At 35.7% G+C, this 18,357-nt stretch carries 18 protein-coding genes; 8 read left to right on the top strand and 10 right to left on the bottom strand.

The features are described from left to right. Nucleotides 1–2: 2 nt before the first annotated feature. The 5 genes from MHH71_RS10005 to MHH71_RS09985 all read right to left on the bottom strand — a co-directional run bounded on the left by MHH71_RS10005 (nt 3) and on the right by MHH71_RS09985 (nt 1,646). Complete coding sequence (locus MHH71_RS10005) at nt 3–197, bottom strand: hypothetical protein (RefSeq protein WP_018766557.1); 195 nt, start codon at nt 195–197, stop codon at nt 3–5. Between the two features lie 6 nt (nt 198–203). Further along, a complete protein-coding gene (locus tag MHH71_RS10000; protein WP_006093914.1) occupies nt 204–818 on the bottom strand; it encodes a spore germination protein GerPC in 615 nt (204 codons plus the stop codon). Between the two features lie 83 nt (nt 819–901). Then, nucleotides 902–1,093, bottom strand: coding sequence for a spore germination protein GerPB (locus MHH71_RS09995; RefSeq protein ID WP_006093915.1), 192 nt, complete (start codon nt 1,091–1,093; stop codon nt 902–904). A gap of 16 nt (nt 1,094–1,109) precedes the next feature. Further along, nucleotides 1,110–1,331, bottom strand: a complete 222-nt coding sequence (locus MHH71_RS09990) for a spore germination protein (protein WP_006093916.1) — start codon at nt 1,329–1,331, stop codon at nt 1,110–1,112. Nucleotides 1,332–1,466: 135 nt separating this feature from the next. Continuing rightward, nucleotides 1,467–1,646: an aspartyl-phosphate phosphatase Spo0E family protein gene (locus MHH71_RS09985; protein WP_018783051.1), complete on the bottom strand. Its 180-nt coding sequence runs from the start codon at nt 1,644–1,646 to the stop codon at nt 1,467–1,469. 241 nt (nt 1,647–1,887) lie between these two features. Between MHH71_RS09985 and MHH71_RS09980 the strand changes: the two genes are divergently transcribed. Both MHH71_RS09980 and MHH71_RS09975 read left to right on the top strand, forming a co-directional pair. After that, nucleotides 1,888–2,787 (top strand): fumarylacetoacetate hydrolase family protein, encoded by a 900-nt coding sequence (locus MHH71_RS09980; RefSeq protein ID WP_033798721.1) that lies wholly within the window; start codon nt 1,888–1,890, stop codon nt 2,785–2,787. Continuing rightward, the gene (locus MHH71_RS09975) at nt 2,756–3,262 is read left to right on the top strand and encodes an HXXEE domain-containing protein (protein ID WP_029427741.1); all 507 of its coding nucleotides are present in this window, start codon (nt 2,756–2,758) and stop codon (nt 3,260–3,262) included. The genes MHH71_RS09980 and MHH71_RS09975 overlap by 32 nt, the downstream gene beginning before the upstream one ends. Before the next feature lie 34 nt (nt 3,263–3,296). Here the strand turns inward: MHH71_RS09975 and rocD are convergent, their stop codons facing one another. Then, nucleotides 3,297–4,487 (bottom strand): ornithine aminotransferase, encoded by a 1,191-nt coding sequence (gene rocD / locus MHH71_RS09970; RefSeq protein WP_006093919.1) that lies wholly within the window; start codon nt 4,485–4,487, stop codon nt 3,297–3,299. A 161-nt stretch (nt 4,488–4,648) separates the two neighbouring features. On the opposite strand from rocD, the gene MHH71_RS09965 reads away from it, so the two are divergent. After that, a complete protein-coding gene (locus MHH71_RS09965; RefSeq protein WP_033794635.1) occupies nt 4,649–5,008 on the top strand; it encodes a YisL family protein in 360 nt (119 codons plus the stop codon). A gap of 141 nt (nt 5,009–5,149) precedes the next feature. Here the strand turns inward: MHH71_RS09965 and MHH71_RS09960 are convergent, their stop codons facing one another. Continuing rightward, a complete protein-coding gene (locus tag MHH71_RS09960; protein WP_003195877.1) occupies nt 5,150–5,704 on the bottom strand; it encodes a DUF2777 domain-containing protein in 555 nt (184 codons plus the stop codon). Between the two features lie 271 nt (nt 5,705–5,975). Between MHH71_RS09960 and asnB the strand changes: the two genes are divergently transcribed. Then, entirely contained in the window at nt 5,976–7,829 is a 1,854-nt protein-coding gene (gene asnB, locus MHH71_RS09955) for an asparagine synthase (glutamine-hydrolyzing) (protein WP_033798722.1), read from the top strand. 304 nt (nt 7,830–8,133) lie between these two features. Then, on the top strand, nt 8,134–8,820 hold the full coding sequence (locus tag MHH71_RS09950) for an N-acetylmuramoyl-L-alanine amidase family protein (RefSeq protein ID WP_006093934.1): 687 nt from the start codon (nt 8,134–8,136) through the stop codon (nt 8,818–8,820). 245 nt (nt 8,821–9,065) lie between these two features. On the opposite strand, the gene MHH71_RS09945 is transcribed toward MHH71_RS09950, so the two are convergent. After that, a complete protein-coding gene (locus tag MHH71_RS09945) occupies nt 9,066–9,863 on the bottom strand; it encodes a LysM peptidoglycan-binding domain-containing protein (protein WP_006093933.1) in 798 nt (265 codons plus the stop codon). A gap of 479 nt (nt 9,864–10,342) precedes the next feature. On the opposite strand from MHH71_RS09945, the gene hemH reads away from it, so the two are divergent. Both hemH and MHH71_RS09935 read left to right on the top strand, forming a co-directional pair. Further along, entirely contained in the window at nt 10,343–11,302 is a 960-nt protein-coding gene (gene hemH, locus MHH71_RS09940; RefSeq protein WP_006093932.1) for a ferrochelatase, read from the top strand. Between the two features lie 57 nt (nt 11,303–11,359). Further along, entirely contained in the window at nt 11,360–12,826 is a 1,467-nt protein-coding gene (locus tag MHH71_RS09935; protein ID WP_006093931.1) for a catalase, read from the top strand. A 508-nt stretch (nt 12,827–13,334) separates the two neighbouring features. Here the strand turns inward: MHH71_RS09935 and MHH71_RS09925 are convergent. After that, on the bottom strand, nt 13,335–14,597 hold the full coding sequence (locus tag MHH71_RS09925) for an ammonium transporter (RefSeq protein ID WP_006093930.1): 1,263 nt from the start codon (nt 14,595–14,597) through the stop codon (nt 13,335–13,337). 247 nt (nt 14,598–14,844) lie between these two features. On the opposite strand from MHH71_RS09925, the gene MHH71_RS09920 reads away from it, so the two are divergent. Further along, nucleotides 14,845–16,116: an alpha-amylase family glycosyl hydrolase gene (locus MHH71_RS09920; RefSeq protein WP_006093929.1), complete on the top strand. Its 1,272-nt coding sequence runs from the start codon at nt 14,845–14,847 to the stop codon at nt 16,114–16,116. A 652-nt stretch (nt 16,117–16,768) separates the two neighbouring features. Here the strand turns inward: MHH71_RS09920 and MHH71_RS09915 are convergent. Then, nucleotides 16,769–18,109 carry a SpaA isopeptide-forming pilin-related protein gene (locus MHH71_RS09915; protein ID WP_033798725.1) on the bottom strand — a complete coding sequence of 447 codons (1,341 nt, stop codon included), beginning with the start codon at nt 18,107–18,109 and terminating at the stop codon, nt 16,769–16,771. Nucleotides 18,110–18,357 lie beyond the last annotated feature (248 nt).

Raw genomic sequence — 18,357 nt, 5'->3', positions numbered from 1 at the left:
CCTTAACCTGGAGTAGTAGGCGCGGCAGTTACGAGAGGTACAAATGGACCCTCAGTAACTGATTCGAAAGGTGTATCGAGAATAGAAGAGAGAATGAGAAGGTTCGCATCACCGATTAAAAAAAGTGCAGATGAAGATACCCCGTTCATTTTAATCTGGCCAACTTTCATTTCACGATTTATCACGTTAAAATTCATATAAACTTACTCCTTTCGAAAATTGTTCGGTATGTGCTGAATAAAGGAAAGGAATGCTTTATCAATATCTTGTTTCATAGCTTGAATAATTGCATCTTTCATATACTGAGGATCTGATGTAATCTCTTCATACGGTTGTACTTGTGATAAATAGTAAGGAAGGCGATGCTCCATTTGTTTTTTTATATCATCAATCATCATTTGTCGATACATATCATCGAGTGGTGTCCGCTGTTCTTGTTCAAAATGAAGAATTCTGCTATATGCTTCTTCATCTAAATAGCGATGCATCTCTTGAATAATGCCTTGATAAAAATCAGGGTTTGTTTGTGTTTCTGGATTTACTTTTAATGTTTCTGTATCCACCTCAAAATCTTCAATCTGTTGTCCTTTCGTTGCGAATGGATTTAAGCCGATATTTAACGTACCATTTAAGTTTTCTACTTTTAATTGATCGAATTTATATTCTACTTTTCCTATAGAAGAGGAGGGCCGGCCTTTTAGTTCATCAAGTTCTTTCCTTAATGTCTGTACTTGCTCTTCTAATGCATGAATTGCTTCTTGTTGTTTTTGAAGAACTTGTTGAAATTGTTGTAGGTAAATATATACATCTTGATTCACTGTGTGAAACCTCCTTTTCAATAGGGAGGGGTGTGTATGCTTGCTCTATATGTTTATGACATAAAGAGCTTAAGAAGAACCCATCATGGTTTAATAGAAATAATTTGTCCTTTTGATTTCAAGGGGCGAAGTGGCGCTGTAAATCCACCTGTATTGGAAAATTTAGATAATGCTTTAATGCTACCGGCACTTCCAATTTGAAAAACGGAGGATGTTGTAATGCTATCAATTCTTATATTGTTAATGATAATACTTTGCTGTACATAAAAGTTCACTTACGAATCGCCTCCTTTAGTTGGATCCAATTATAGCTTGATCGATTATGTCTGTATCATTGACTGTTGTCGCATTTTGATAATTGTATACTGAAATATTTTCACCAACATTAAAAGAACCAGCTCCTGCAAAAGCACGTGAGTAACTAATCGGTCTAATTGCAAATACATCTCCAACATGAAAAATACCACTTGATCCAATGTTAACGATATGAATATGTCCAACCATCGCTGGCATAGCAAACACCTTTCATAAATAAAATTTTTACTGCTGTTATCATCCATGTTCTATATGAAAAATCAATATCCTTTTCTATTATTGTATGGGCGTTTTCATTAAAATGTGTCTTTTTTCAAATAAAAGACACACACTTCATTGTGTGTGTTCGTCTATAGTATAAGTTGAGGTGAAATCCGCTTTCAAAAGCCAAACCACATTTAAGAGCCTGTCCAGTTCTTGGCTACAATTCACTGTTTTTTGAGAAGTTATTCCGTAACGTTCAGCAAAATACATCATTTTCTCACGTTTTTTTTCAATCGCTTGCTCAAACATAGAATCGGCTCCATCTCTTTATAAATTTTAAGTATATATGTAGTACATATTATACAAAAGTTCCATAAAAAAGAAATAGCTTCGATAAAAAAAGTAAAAATTCTACATTTTATTCCAAAATAACATCGGACAGTGTGAAAAATGAAGAATCTTGTAAAAATTAAAATGTATTGGCAGGTTTTTTTTAAAGGAATGCGAATACAATTACATTGTATGAGTTTTAGGATGGAGAGTGGAAATCATGCGGTTTGTTACAGTGAAGAAGGAAGAGAAAGTATTTGTTGGCATTGTGGATGAGTATGAAGAAAAAGTGCTGCATATTAGAGAAGCACAGCGGCAAAAAGGCGAAAAGATTACAGTTCCTATTACAATGCTAGAGTGTATCGAAAAAGGAAATGCTTTTATTGAAAAGGTGGTAGAAATTATAAATTGGGCAAAGGAAAATGAAACGACGGCGTATTATCCATTGCAAGACGTTAAAATATTAGCACCTATTCCAAGACCAAGAAAGAATATTCTTTGCGTCGGAAAAAACTATCGTGATCATGCGATAGAGATGGGTGGAGAAGAGTCTATTCCGAAAGATATCATGATTTTCACAAAGGCGCCGACGACGGTTATCGGGAATGGAGAGAAAATTCACAGTCATCCGCATGCAACGAGTGAACTAGATTATGAAGGAGAACTCGCAATTGTGATTGGGAAACGCGGAAAACAAATTGCAAAAGATAAGGCGCTTGAATATGTTTTCGGTTATACAATTGTAAATGACATAACTGCTCGAGATATTCAAAGAAAACATAAACAATTTTTCTTAGGAAAAAGTTTTGATACATTTTGCCCAATGGGGCCGTATTTAGTTCATAAGACGGCTATTAAAACCCCGAATCAATTAGATATTGAAACAAGAGTGAACGGAGAGGTTCGGCAAACTTCAAATACTGCAAATATGATATTTTCAATAGAAGATATTATTTCTATCGTAAGTAAAGGGATGACGTTAGAGCCTGGGGATATTATTGCGACTGGAACACCAGCGGGAGTTGGGAAAGGGTTTATACCACCTAAATTTCTAAGCGCTGGTGATGAAGTAACAATAACGGTGCAGCATGTTGGAACGCTTCAAAACCTGGTCAAATAGTACGTTATATATTTGGCTCATCCCTATTCTATTTGCATTTCATAATGCTGAGGAATATTATTTTTTCCCTGAAATGAAATATTTCCAACCGATTCGTATGGAAGAAAACGCGTGGCAAAAACAATATTTCTTCATTGCATTATGTTTGTTAACAAGCATTGTCTTTCTGCTTGTGTGTATTCATTCTATATTTAAAAAGAAAGTCACGCTTTATATATTGCTCGTTATACAAGCGATGATTTTTATGAATGGGTTGTTTCATATCACTGGGGCAATTTTGACAGAAAGATATGTTCCAGGATTGGTAACGGCAGTGATATTCATTATACCTTTTTCATTGTTTTGGTTTCGGAAAGGGATAAGAAATGATTGGTGGGAATTGAAACATGTGATTGTCTCCTGTATAGCAGGTGTGTTGCTTCTATTTCCGGTTATCGTTGGGATATTACTTTTCTCAAAAATGATTGTTTCATGAAACAAGCTGCCTCGTAAGAGGCAGCTTGTTTTGATTAAGATAATACCGCTTTAATTTTTTGGAATGCCCACTCTAGGTCTTCCTCAGAAATAACAAGAGGTGGTGCGATACGAATTACATTTTCATGTGTTTCTTTACATAATAAACCCGCTTCTTTTAATTTTTCGCAATATGGACGAGCAGGCTCGTTCAATTCGATTCCGATAAATAATCCTTTACCACGGATTTCTGTGATCATAGGATTATCAATTTCTTTTAATTGTCCTACTAATTTTTCACCTAATTGAAGAGAACGCTCTGTTAATTTCTCATCTAATAATACGTCAAGAGCCGCAATAGAAACAGCACATGCAAGTGGATTACCACCGAATGTAGAGCCGTGAGAACCTGGTTCGAATACGCCTAAAATATCGCGATTTGCTGCAACGCAAGAAATTGGGAATACGCCGCCGCCAAGTGCTTTACCAAGTATGTACATGTCAGGAATTACGTTGTCCCAATCACATGCAAATAGTTTACCAGTACGACCTAAACCAGTTTGAATTTCGTCAGCTACAAATAAAACGTTTTCTTTTTTACATACATCGTATGCTTCTTTTAGGAATCCAGCTGGTGGAATGTTAATTCCTGCTTCTCCTTGAATTGGTTCTAAAATAAATGCAGCTGTATTTGGTGTAATTGCAGCTTTTAATGCTTCTAAATCACCGTAAGGAATCACAATGATGCCAGGAAGCATTGGTCCGAAGCCACGTTTGTATTCTTCATTGGATGACATGGAAACTGCCCCCATTGTACGACCATGGAAGTTATCTTCACAAACGATAATTTCAGCTCTATTTTCTTCTACCTTTTTCACATCATATGCCCAGCGACGTGCTGTTTTGATTGCGGTTTCAACAGCTTCCGCACCTGTATTCATTGGAAGTACCATATTTTTATTTGTTAATTCCGCTACTTTTTCGTACCAAGGACCTAATTGATCACTATGGAAGGCACGTGAAGTTAACGTAACACGGTTTGCTTGTTCAATTAAAGCGTCAATAATTTTCGGATGACGGTGTCCTTGGTTTACCGCAGAATATGCACTAAGTAAGTCCATGTAGCGGTTTCCTTCAGGATCTTCTACCCAAACTCCTTCTGCTTTCGAAATTACGATTGGTAGCGGATGATAGTTGTGAGCTCCATATGTGTCTGTTAGTTCGATAATATCTTTTGTTTGAATCATGATTGTTCCCCCTTTTGTTATTACAAGAAGTTTATAAATACTCTAAATATTATATCATTTAAATGTAAAAAAGCGAAATATTTCCTGAAAAGAAGTGGACATGGTATCATATAAAGTGAAAAAGTGTGAAAAGAGGAGGTTGGGATATCGTGACAACACACATGCATATTACAGCGTGGGCACTAGGGCTTATTTTATTCTTTGTGGCGTATTCTATGTATACGGCAGGAAGAAAAGGTAAAGGCGTACATATGGGGCTTCGTCTTGTGTATATCATCATCATTGTAACGGGTTTCTTACTGTATCAAAGCATTATGAAAACAGCAACAGGGAACATGCATATGTGGTATGGCCTAAAAATGTTAGTTGGTGTTTGGGTTATTGCTGCAATGGAAATGATTCTTGTGAAAACAAGTAAGAAGAAACCAGCAGGGGCGTTTTGGGTTCAATTTATTATTGCGCTTGTTATTGTACTATATCTTGGATTACGATTACCGATGGGATTTTCACCATTTGCGTAAAATAAAACCATCTTATTTTTCTGTAAAGGAGAATAAGATGGTTTTTGTTTAATGGTTTGTCAAATTTGAACTTATATGAAATGAAATACATTTATGAGGTTTGATTACGGGAAAGATAGAGACGAGATATAGCTATTGTATTCACGTAGATTCTATATGTAGTTGTTCCCCGTTTGTTTTTGTAAATTGAAATATATTCTTATTACAAGTGGAATACCGAACGTAATGATGGTGCAACGAGCAAATCATTTCTTCGTTATCAAATAATAGCAGGTTTACACCTTCGCAAGGCCCTTCTTTCGGCTGAAACGATAGGAAATTATGACAATATATACAGTCATATAAAGAATAATTGAAGGACTGCAATGTTTCTGCAAATAACGCAAAAGCGGAATCGGATAGTTCTTCTAACCATTCATGATAACTGAGTAGTAATTTTTTACGAATTCGTATCATTTCACCATTTTGCAATGGATGATGTTCATTTGCAATTTGTAATATGTTTTGTTCGTAGAATCTTGCCGGTAGCCAATTGTTGTTATATAAAACTTCAAATCCATCTTCAATAATATCCTCAAGCAAAAATGCTTCATCATTTTCATCATCAAAGAATATCCATTCATTGTTTATATATTCCACATTCCCAATTGTATGAGCACGCGGTTGATTATACAAAATATGTTTGCGTTGTTTCATTCGTGATTTCTCCTTTTATAGAAGTAGTTATTCCTGTTATGGACAGTTCAGGCATTCTTTATAACTATGGAACACCTAAAGAAAGGTGGGCATAGAATAAAAACATGCTTCAAACAGTGAATTTTTTATCCGGCGGAGAAATTCCGTCTGGATCGTTAGCCCTCATCAATTAGGCTTTTACGTGCAGACGTTTCAGTTCAGCCTTTTTGGTTCTATGTGGGTTTTGAACGGAGTAAAGTTATACGGATATAGGATAGGAAGGATGATTTATATGTGCGGGATTACAGGATGGATTGATTATAAGCGGTTGTTAGAAGGTGAAAGAGAAACGGTTACGAAGATGGCAGAAACACTTGCAAAGCGCGGTCCAGATGATACGAATGTCTGGATCAAAAGGCATGTTGCTTTTGGGCATAAACGTTTAATTGTGGTTGATCCTGAAGGTGGGAAACAGCCGATGACATGTACATGTATGAAAGAAGAAGAGTATTACACAATTTGTTATAATGGGGAACTTTATAATACAGAAGATATTCGCAAAGAATTAATGCAAAGAGGTTATAGATTTAAAGGGCATTCTGATACGGAAGTATTATTAGCGTCTTATATCGAATGGAAAGAAGAATGTGTGAATCATTTAAATGGAATATATGCTTTTGCGGTTTGGGATGAGAAAAAAGAACAAGTGTTTATTGCACGGGATCGATTAGGTGTGAAACCATTATTTTATAAATATGAAAACGGAAGATTATTGTTTGCTTCAGAATTAAAAGCTATTTTAGCTCATCCAGATGTAAAGACAGAAGTTACGACAGAGGGACTATCAGAAATATTTGGATTAGGACCGTCTCGAACACCTGGACATGGTATTTATGCAGGAATTCAAGAGCTACGTCCAGGTCATGTTCTTACTTTTTCAAAAGATGGTTTATGTATATGGCGCTATTGGAATGTTGAGAGTAAAAAACATGAACATTCATTTGAAGAAACAGTAGAACAAGTACGTTTTCTGCTTAAGGATGCAATTACAAGACAATTGGTTTCAGATGTACCGTTATGTACATTTTTGTCGGGTGGGGTAGATTCAAGTGCCATTACAGCGTTTGCGGCAATGGCATATGAAAGAGAAGGAAAAGGGAAGTTGCATACGTATTCGATTGATTATGAAGATAATGAAAAATATTTTAAAGCAAATGCTTTTCAACCAAATTCGGATGCACCATTTATTGATTTGATGACAGAAACATTTGGTACAATTCATCACCGCTGTGTGATTTCCAATGAACAGTTAGCGGAGTATTTAACAGAAGCAGTACTCGTTCGCGATTTACCTGGTATGGCAGATATCGATTCTTCATTATTATGGTTTTGCCGAGAAATTAAACAAGATTTTGTCGTCGGTTTGTCGGGCGAATGTGCAGATGAAATCTTTGGAGGTTATCCATGGTTTTACCGGGAAGATGATTTGCAATCAAGTGCATTCCCTTGGATGCGCTCTACAGAGGCACGCGAACAACTCCTGAAAAAAGAATGGCGTGATAAATTAAAACTGCAAGAATATGTACAACGACGCTACGAAGAATCTATACAGGAAGTGCCGATTTTAGAAGGAGAAAGTACAATTGAAGCAAAAAGACGACAATTATTTTATTTGAATATGGTTTGGTTTATGACGACATTATTAGACAGAAAGGATCGCATGAGTATGGGAGCGAGCCTAGAAGTACGTGTTCCTTTTGCGGATCATCGTCTGGTCGAATATGCGTGGAATATTCCTTGGGAAATGAAAATGTATAAAAATCGCGAAAAAGGTCTATTACGTAAAGCGTTAGAAGGTGTATTACCAAATGATATATTATACAGAAAGAAAAGTCCGTATCCAAAAACGCACAATCCGCACTACACGGAAGCAGTAACAGTGTGGTTACAGAATCTGTTAACGGATAAAAACTCAATTTTGCATGAGTTGTTTGATAAAGAACAATTACAAGGGTTGATTCAATCAGGTGGTAGTGCGTTTCAAACGCCATGGTTTGGTCAGTTGATGACCGGGCCACAACTATTGGCACATTTGGCACAAATTCATGTGTGGTTTAAGGAGTATGGGGTAAATATTAAAGAATAGTAAAAAGCGGCTCACAATCATTGTGAGCCGCTTTTTTTCGCTATTTAACTTGAATATACATTTCCAGAATATAGGACCTTCATCTATTCTTAATGTCTCAAAGAAATAACTAATTTGAAAATTTATTAAAATAAAAATATAACAAAAAGGTAATAAAAATTAATTTTAATTCGTTTTTTATTTCGGTTAAATAAAAAATATTACAAATATATTACAAAAATGTTGATTATATTGAAACGTCGTAATATAATTCTCCTTGTGGAAATAAAAACACAAATTATTCATTATTTGGGGGATATGGAAAATGAAGAAAACTATTTTACCAGTTTTAATGTCTGCAATGTTTGTAGTTCCTGCAGTATCTCATGCTGAAAACCAAGAAGCTGTAAAACAACTTGCTCCAAAAACAGAACAGGCAATGCAGAAAACAGGTTGGGTAAAAGAGGGGAATACATGGTATTTCTATGATCAAAATGGTGTGAAGAAAACAGGGTGGTTAAAAGATAAGGGCACATGGTATTACTTAAATGCAAATGGCACAATGAAAAGCTCAGCAAATGGGTGGAACGAAGGTTGGTTAGATGAGGGAGGAAAGCGTTACTTTTTTGATGACAGTGGTGCTATGCGGACAGGAAAACTAGCTGAAGGTGGTACTGTATGGTATTTCAATCCAGATGGATCAATGGTAACGGGATGGGAATTAGTTGATGGTGATTGGTATTACTTTAATGATAAAACTGGAGCAAGCCACGCAGGTTGGTTAAGTTATAACGGGAAATGGTATTACTTTTATGATGGCCCGATGAAAACAGGCTGGGTGCAAGATGAGGGTACATGGTACTATCTGAATGGGGATGGCCCGATGAAAACAGGATGGCTACAAGAAAATGGCAATTGGTATTATTTACAGTCTAACGGTGCAATGGCAACAGGTAAACATTTCATTGATGGAAAATGGTATTCATTCAAAGATAATGGCGTTATGATGTAACGAAAGTTTTTTTATGAGTATGTAGGATACTAGATACATATTTTAAGAGATTTTTACAACGAAAGAAGACACTTGTTAGAGTGTCTTCTTTATCATTTTAACCGAGAAGACTCACTCCTCTAAACGAAGTGAAGGTAGGGGTAGTTGAATATTCTCTATGAATCTATAGAAGAGAAATAAAAAGGGACAGACCTTCCAAGGGAAGAAATCTGTCCGAGAGTAAATATAGTTAATGAATCAATTCCTCATTTAGCAAACACATGATTCCCAATTACTGCAACAGTTTGGCGTGTCGTAATCCATTTGTCGGTAGAGGTTTTTGGATTATAAAAATAAAGCCAATCAGAATTAATTCCTTTAGTAGAAATTGCTTCTTCTACCGCCATTCTCGCTTCGCGGGTTGCTGGTTGATCAATTCTTCCATCTGTAACTGGTGTAAAGGCATAGCCGTATTTAATAGGTTCATAAATAACATCGGTAATTGTATTTGGAAATTCTACTGCATCAACGCGATTTAATATAACTTTGGCCACTGCGACTTTCCCAGCGTAAGGCTCTCCTCCGGCTTCGGCAGTGACCAAACGAGCCATTAAGTCCAGTTCTTGTTCTGAAATACCTGTCGTAATAATTAAGTGTTGACCTGCATAAATCCGATCGCCGTTTGTATTGTTAGCTTGTCTAATTGATTGTATGGATACATTGTATCGTTTTGCGATAGCTTCTAATGTATCTCCTCGTTGAACTTGATAAACAATTTGAGCTGAATGATTTGAAGCTGCCACATCTTTTTGTTGTGTAGATTCGCTTGATGAAGGCGAGACTGGAATGGTTAATTGTTCTCCAATATAAATTCGATCATTCGTCTTATGATTCGCTTGTTTAATGGCTTGAACTGAAACTCCATAGTGGATGCTAATACCCCCGAGAGTGTCATTCTTTTTAACAGTATAAACCGTTGCTGCATCGGCCGTTCCTTGATTAGATACGAGTGTAATTGTTGCAGCAGATATAGGTAGCAAATGTTTCATCTTATGTAACTTCATCTGAAAAAAACCTCCTGAAAATCGTTGAGATATACTTAGTTGTGAATAAAAATTCATAAACCAGAATGTTTATTTATCGTTAATGGTTAAGTCATTTATATACTAACAAATTGAATGAGTATCGTCATTAATTGTGTATCAATATATTAATGGTCTTTATGTAACTGAATATCTTAATGATCTTATATCTTACGTATAATTTTTATTCATTTGTTATTCATTTTATTTTGATTTTAGAATGTTAACTGTTACATTTTTATCTCGCTATTTGCGGACAGTAAGACCCTATCTCAAAATTCAGTGGAAGCAAACCAGAATATGACAAATGATATTAAATAAATTGTCAAATAAAATTAAAAATCATATTATAAATAATACTTATTTATAATTATTATTTTGACGTACTCATTATCGATTGGTATACTGAAAACGAATGTTCTTGAAAAAGATTCTCATTTCTGATATTGAGGTGAATATAGATGAATAAGAAGAAAATAGGTTTACTTGTGATGGCGTACGGAACGCCAGAATCACTTGAGGATGTAGAGGCGTATTATACGCATATTCGTCATGGACGTAAACCATCTCAAGAAGCGCTTGATGATTTAGTGGGGCGTTATAAAGCGATTGGTGGTATTTCACCACTTGCGAAAATTACAAAGGAACAAGCTAGAAAATTAACAAATGAGTTAAATAAGAGTTTTTCAGAATTTGAATTTGTATGTTATTTGGGACTAAAACATATCGCTCCATTTATTGAAGATGCGGTGGAAGAGATGAAGCGGGATGGTATTGAGGAAGCAATTAGTATTGTGTTAGCACCTCATTATTCAACTTTTAGTATTAAAGCGTACAACGAGCGTGCCCAAAAGATTTCTGAGAACATAAATGGTCCTGTTATAGAGCCGATTGAGCAATGGTACGATGAACCGAAATTTATTGCGTATTGGGCAAACCAAATAAAAGAAACATTTACTAGAATTACAGACGGAGAGAAAGCTGTTGTAATTTTTTCAGCGCATAGTTTACCAGAGAAGATTATTGCAGCAGGAGACCCGTATGTGAAGCAACTACAGCATACGGCAGATTTAATTGCTGAAGCAGCAGGTATTCAAAATTATACAATTGGCTGGCAAAGTGCAGGAAATACACCAGATCCATGGATTGGACCAGATGTACAAGATGTAACGAAAGATTTATACGAAAAGCATGGTTATGAATCTTTTGTATACTGTCCTGTCGGGTTTGTGGCAGAACATTTAGAAGTGCTGTATGACAACGATTATGAATGTAAAGTTGTAACGGATGAACTAGGTGCATCCTATTTCAGACCAGCTATGCCGAATGCTCAAGACTTATTTATTGATTGTTTAGTAGAAATTGTTTCCAAAAAAGTGAATAAAATAATTGACAAAAAGTTAATTTTGAACAATAATTAAATTATAATAATTTTAAATAAGTAATTATTATTATGAAATAATAGGAGGTTCCTCTTGATGAATCCAAATAATCGCTTAACAACAAACCAAGGTGCTCCGGTAGGGGATAACCAAAATTCTCGTACAGCTGGTCGCCGTGGACCGGTATTATTAGAAGATTATCATTTAGTAGAAAAACTTGCTCATTTTGATCGTGAACGTATTCCAGAACGTGTTGTTCATGCGCGTGGCGCAGGTGCTCATGGTGTTTTCGTAACGAAAAATAGCATGAAAGCATATACGAAAGCAGCGTTTTTGCAAAACGAGGGAACAGAAACACCTGTATTCGTTCGTTTCTCAACGGTTATTCATGGGCAAGGTTCTCCGGAAACAGCTCGTGACCCACGTGGTTTCGCTGTAAAGTTTTATACAGAGGAAGGAAACTATGATATCGTTGGTAACCATTTACCAGTTTTCTTCATTCGTGATGCAATTAAATTCCCTGACATGGTGCACTCTTTAAAACCAGCACCAGATACAAATATTCAAACGCCAGATCGTTACTGGGATTTCATGACTTTGTCTCCAGAGTCTACACACATGATGACATGGGTATTCTCTGATTACGGTACGCCAGCAAACTATCGTCAAATGGAAGGTTTCGGTGTACATTCATTTAAATGGATTAGTGCAGAAGGTAAAATTGTTTATATTAAATATCATTGGAAACCACAGCAAGGTGTTCGTAACTTGAGTGCAAAAGAAGTAGAACAAGTACAAGGAAAAGACTTCAACCATGCAACTCGTGATTTATTTGATGCAATCGAGCGTGGAGATTATCCAAAATGGGATCTTCACGTACAGGTAATGCAACTTGATGAAATGGATTCTTTAGACTTTGATCCATTAGATCCAACAAAAGTATGGCCAGAAGATCGCTTTCCGTTAATAGAAGTCGGAACAATGACGTTAAATCGCAACCCACAAAACTTCTTTGCAGAAGTAGAGCAAGCTGCGTTTACTCCAAGTGCAACTGTACCTGGTATTGAACCGTCTGAAGATAAATTATTACAAGGACGTTTATTCTCTTATCCAGATACACAACGTTACCGTCTTGGTGCGAACTACTTACAAATCCCTGTGAACTGCCCATATGCAGCTGTTCGTAATCAACAACGTGATGGTGCAATGCAAATGAATCAACAACCATCAACAATTAACTACGAGCCAAGTCGTCATGCGGAAAATCCAGTTGAGGATCCAGCATACCGTGATTCAACTATGAAGCTTGAAGGTTATGTATCTCGTGAAAAAATCGATAAACCAAACGACTTCCAGCAAGCGGGTGAGCGTTACCGTTCATTCTCTAAAAAGGAACAAGATAACTTAATTGCCAACTTAACAAACGATTTAAAAGATGTGCATGAGCAAACAAAATTACTTGCAATCTGTAACTTCTTCCGTGCAGATCGTGATTACGGTATGCGCTTAGCAAAATCATTAAACGTTGATATTTCAGCGTATGTAGGAAATCCTAAGAAATAATAATATTCATGGTTCTATTTTATTCTCAAATTTTAATTGCTATATGTGTCTACTAATATAATGAATAAAAAGACGGCTGAATTTTCAGTCGTCTTTTCTTTTAAAATACTTATAAGAACTTTATTTTTTATTAGATTTTTTACTTTCTGAATTCGAATTTAAAAAGAGATGAATGAGAATATCGTGTATCGATTATATAAATCCATTTTGTTTTTTCGACATATAAATCGCTGCTATGAAGAAGAAAAGGGGATTTAAAATTATAGGTAGTGCACAAAGATCAATGACTGGAGAAGCCTCAGTCTATTCCCCTGAAATTCATGGTCTTCATGGATTAGGGTCAATCGTTCCGCCTTCAGACATAGCCTTCCGAAGGTCTGCTTTTTGGATACATGCTCTAATAAAACATAGACGATAAGTACCTGAGGTAACAAATAAAAAGGTTTATCTCGTATTAAAAAGAGATAAACCTTTTTCTATTATAAAAGTTATATACTTATAAAATGCATCACTTAGCCTCTTTTTGTATTGCCACCTCGCCTAGTGATTTCTCACTATATTCATAAGCCTTCTCCCCATGCATCGAAATATCGAGCCCCATTTGCTCTTCATGCTCATGCGCGCGAACGGGAAGGAAGAAACTAATTCCTTTAATAATGGCGTACGTCATCACGATTGTAAATGCATAAGTCGCTCCAATTGCAGCTAGCTGTTTCCAAAGGAGTGCGGCATTTCCATAAAAAAATCCATCAGCGCCGCCGCTATTTACAGAAGTGGTTGCAAATAGTCCTGTTGCAATGCCGCCCCATGTTCCGCCGATACCGTGACATCCAAATGCATCAAGTGCATCATCATAGCCAAGTTTATGTTTTAAAAAGAAGACAGCTCCGAAGCAAAGAACGCCTCCGATCGCTCCGATTAAAAGAGCGGAGAAAGGAGTGACGAATCCGCAAGCTGGTGTAATAGCAACGAGGCCTGATACAGCGCCGCAAGCCGCTCCCATTACAGTCGGTTTTGATTGGAAGAACCACTCTGCTAAGATCCATGTTAAGGCGGAAGCTGCGGCTGCGGTATTTGTATTAATGAATGCGGTCAGTGCTACATCGTTCAGTGTAAGGGCGCTACCGACGTTAAACCCGAACCATCCAAACCATAATAAGCCTGCGCCTAAAAGTGTAAAGGGGAGATGGTGAGGAGAAGATCCGTTTACGTCTTTTCGCTTGCCGAGGAAAATCGCTAATACAAGCCCAGCGACACCGGATGTGATATGGACAACGTTACCGCCAGCGAAATCTAATGCTCCGAGTTCGCGAAGCCATCCGCCAACGCCCCATACCCAATGGGCAACGGGATTATAAACGATTGTCGTCCAAATAAGGATGAAAATGAGAAAAGCAGAAAATCGCATTCTTTCAGCGAATGCTCCTGAAATGAGCGCTGGTGTTAAGATTGCAAACATAAGTTGAAACATCATAAATAAATTGTGAGGAATAGTAGCGGAGTAGTCTGCGTTTGGTGCGTAAGTTACGTTTTGCAAGCCGAACCAATCTAATGTACCAATGACGCCATTCCAATCTGGCCCGAATGATAAAGAATAACCGATAAAAATCCATTGAATGGAAACGATCGCCATCGCGCTATAGCTATGCATTGTAGTACTCAGTACATTTTTGCTACGAACCATTCCGCCGTAAAAAAGTGCCAAACCTGGCGTCATAATCATAACCATTACCGTCGCTAAAAATAAAAACACAGTATCTCCCATGTTCATTCTTTTCCCCTCCTATAATGTTATAAAATATTACATTCAATGTTATGTTTCATATCATATTCAATAATAAATAAAAAATCAACATGTTTTTCAGAAAATTTCAAATATCACGTGAGGAAACCTGACATGTCGTTTGTGTAAGTGCGGTTTGTTCAGAAAATTGATATACTATTCTTACAATTAAAAAGAAGTTGGGGGATATTATGTGAAGAAGATATGGAGAAGAGGAGTGTTGATTTGTTTTTGTATGGTATTTGCTTTCTTAGCGCCTATACATACATCAGCAGAAGAAAAAAGAGAGTGGCAAGATGAAGTAGTATATTCTATTATGGTTGACCGTTTTAATAATGGAGATGCAAAAAATGATAAACAGCTTGATGTAGGGAATTTAGAAAGATACCAAGGGGGAGATATACAAGGGATTGTAAAGCGAATTGATTACATAAAAGAGATGGGATTCACTACTATTATGCTTTCGCCGATTTTTAAAGGTGAAACGTATGATGGGTATGGTATGGTTGATTTGCAAAAAGTGAATGAATATTTTGGGTCAATGCAAGATGTGAAACAACTTGTGCAAGAAGCACATAAACGAGATATGAAAGTGGTGTTTCAATTTGTTGTAGAAAAAGAGCAAGAAACGCTTATTGATTCGATAAAATGGTGGATGAAAGAAGCAAACATAGATGGAAGTTATCTTATGCATAGTAAAGAAATATCACGTGCCTTTTTAAATACAGTAAAACAAAGTGTTCAAGGAATAAAAAAAGATTTCCTCGTTATGACTGATGAGGGAGAGGGTATACATAATGAGTACTATAAGCACATAACAGATGTCTTTACGAAAACGGATACACCTATTAAACCACTTTATGACGTTAGTTTAATCGAAAATGGTAAAGTAACAAGTAATTTTTTAGATAATCAAGGCACAAAGCGGTTTGTCAGAATCGCGAAAGAGAACGCATATTATCCGCCGACTCGTTTAAAACTTGCGCTTACTTATTTATATACAACACCAGGGATGCCGATTGTGTACTACGGAACGGAAATTGCGCTTGATGGCGGGGGAGTGCCAGATAATCGCCGCTTAATGGATTTTAAAACAGATGAAAAGTTTTTACAGTATGTAACGAGATTGGGAGAGATTCGTCAAAAATTCCCCTCTCTTCGCCGTGGGACGTTTGAGTTGTTATATGATAAGACTGGGATGAGTGTGCTAAAAAGGACGTATAAAGATGAAGTGACACTTGTTGCAATTAACAACACGAAAGAGACACAAAAAGTTTCACTTTCGGCAAATGAGATAGGAGAAAATCGGGAATTAAAGGGATTATTGGAAGATGAAATCATTAGAGAAGAAGATGGGAATTATTATCTCGTATTGAAGCGAGAAGAAGCAAATGTATATCAAGTTAGAGAAAAAACGGGGGTTAATTGGCTTTTTATCTCTTTACTAATTGGGGTAAATGTTTTGTTTATTGCTTTTTTAATCGCGGTAAAGAAAAAGAAGAAATAATAGGAGAGGGTAGGTTTTAGACTATATACAAGCCGTGGTTATGAAAATAAAAGGAGATTATGAAGAACACCTCCAATTGTTAGACACAGTTTAACAATTGGAGGTGCTTTTTAAGTTACAATCGAAGAGAAGTTAAAGGCTGTAAAACGTTATTTAAATGGTTCAGAGATTCGAAAAGACATCGCAGATTCTATTTAAGTAGCTCCTCCTGTTCTGCGGACATAGGTTCAACAGTATCAGTTTCATGGTGAAAAAGCTTTTTATGCTTTAGTATGTAAATGTAATTGCTGCCAATGAATACCCTTTTTGTGCATTATACGGTTCTATTTGATAAATTTGTTTTTTGGCTTATTCTTTATCTTACCTATTTACTAAACTATTACCACTTGCAAAATTGGATGGATTCTCCTGAATACAAAACTAATGTTCATTTATTTTAGTAGGTGTCTCTCATAGTTCCTAGGATAAAAAGACATACCTATAGTTTAATAACCTTTAATTTTGCAAGCGTTTTCATTTTTGAGAATCATTATAAGCTACATTTTCACGAAACATCTGTTAACATTATATAGGGCTATTAAGGTATCTTGAATATTAAGTATTAGCTACTACCTTCTATAAATTTTAATAATAAGCCTCTACTATTTGTAACTTATTTGTGTTTTACTTTCAATATGTAGAGTCCTAAAACAACAAATGATATTCCTATATATGATGTAATTGGAAATTTCCCTCCTGTTGATGGTAAGTAATATTGTTCTTGACTTACATGCTCTTTTTCTTCTGTGTACTCTTTATTTTGTATATCATCAGATTGTTTAGTGTTTTTATATGTATCATGTATTTTTGTAACTTGCAGCTCATTTTTTATTTTTTTATTCTTTATTTCTATTTTTGCTATTTCGCCGTTCTTTACTTCCATTCTCTGTATTGTAGGGTCCAGTACATAACCCTCTGGTGCCTGAATTTCCTTTATAATATATGTACCAATAGGAAGCTGATTTAATAGTGCAACTCCATCTTTAGTTGTAGTGATTTCTTTCCTAAAATCGCCATTTTCACTTGCAACCTCAAATACCGCTCCTTTTAAAGTTTCTCTATTCTCTCCTACCTTCGTAATTTTTAGAGATCCTAATGATTCCCATTGCACTGCTATATCAGTACTACTTTTTTCACTCATTCTTGGCAATAAAGCTGTGGTATTTTGAACCTTTTGTTTGCCATCAAAAATAACTGCTTGTAAACTTTGCAATTTTGTATGTACTCTTAGTTTGAAAGTTCCATTTGTCGATTTTTTTGGAATTAAAATTTTAAATTTTTCCTTTATAGAGAATTCATTCTTTTCTTCACCTTGTTCATTTAAAATTTTCACTCCTTCTGGTGCCTCCTCCAATTGAACGGAATATACTCCAGATAAGGCATTTGATTGAACCGTATATAATTTGGTTTCAAGATAGTCCCCATTTTGCTCTACTGTCTGTTTTTCATTAGGTATTATGTTTAAGTATGTTTCCTGTACTTCAGTACCTTTAGAAGCTTTGTCTATCAGCTGTTTTACAAGATTATATACCGGTTGGTTCTCTGGTTTTGAATCAGCAATTTCGATTTTTTTAGATGCAACCCAGATAGCTAATTGAGTTGCATAGTATGCTTCCTCTTTTGTAGAAACTCCCAGTTCAGCTGGTGTTTTTTGAGGATAGCCATAAAGTAAAACACGATATACAAAATCATTTTCTTTCCCGATTTCAGGAAGTTCCTCTCCGTTTGGTGAATTCAAATCAGGTGATAAACAATATGCAACATCTTTTGATGAAGTTTTTAAGAGATCTGCCTTTATTTTTACTTCAGCACCTTTGAATTTAATGTGATTCCAGTTAATTTGAAACTTTTCTTGATGTATTATCTCAGCTGCTGCTTGTGGAATAGAAACTCCTAGCAACATAATGATTAAACTTATAATTCCAAACCATTTTGTTAATACTTTGCGTTTCATTTCATTCCCACCATTCATTAAAGTTTTAGTAATAAATATGTACATGTTAATTTTTCTTACTTCGGATATTTCAGTTTGATTATTCCGAAAATTTAAATTAAAATAATGGTTATTTTAGAATCTTATAATGTCTGACAATATTTGTTGACTTATCTGAGCTATAACCTTTATTAAGATTACTATGTATTGGACTAACTTTCTTGATATAAATATTATTCTATACTATTAAAAATCTTTTCAAAAAAATG

Source organism: Bacillus sp. FSL H8-0534 (genome assembly GCF_038005885.1).
In the GTDB taxonomy this organism is placed as follows: Bacteria; Bacillota; Bacilli; order Bacillales; family Bacillaceae_G; genus Bacillus_A; species Bacillus_A pseudomycoides.
This window is presented reverse-complemented; position numbering and strand designations above follow the sequence as displayed.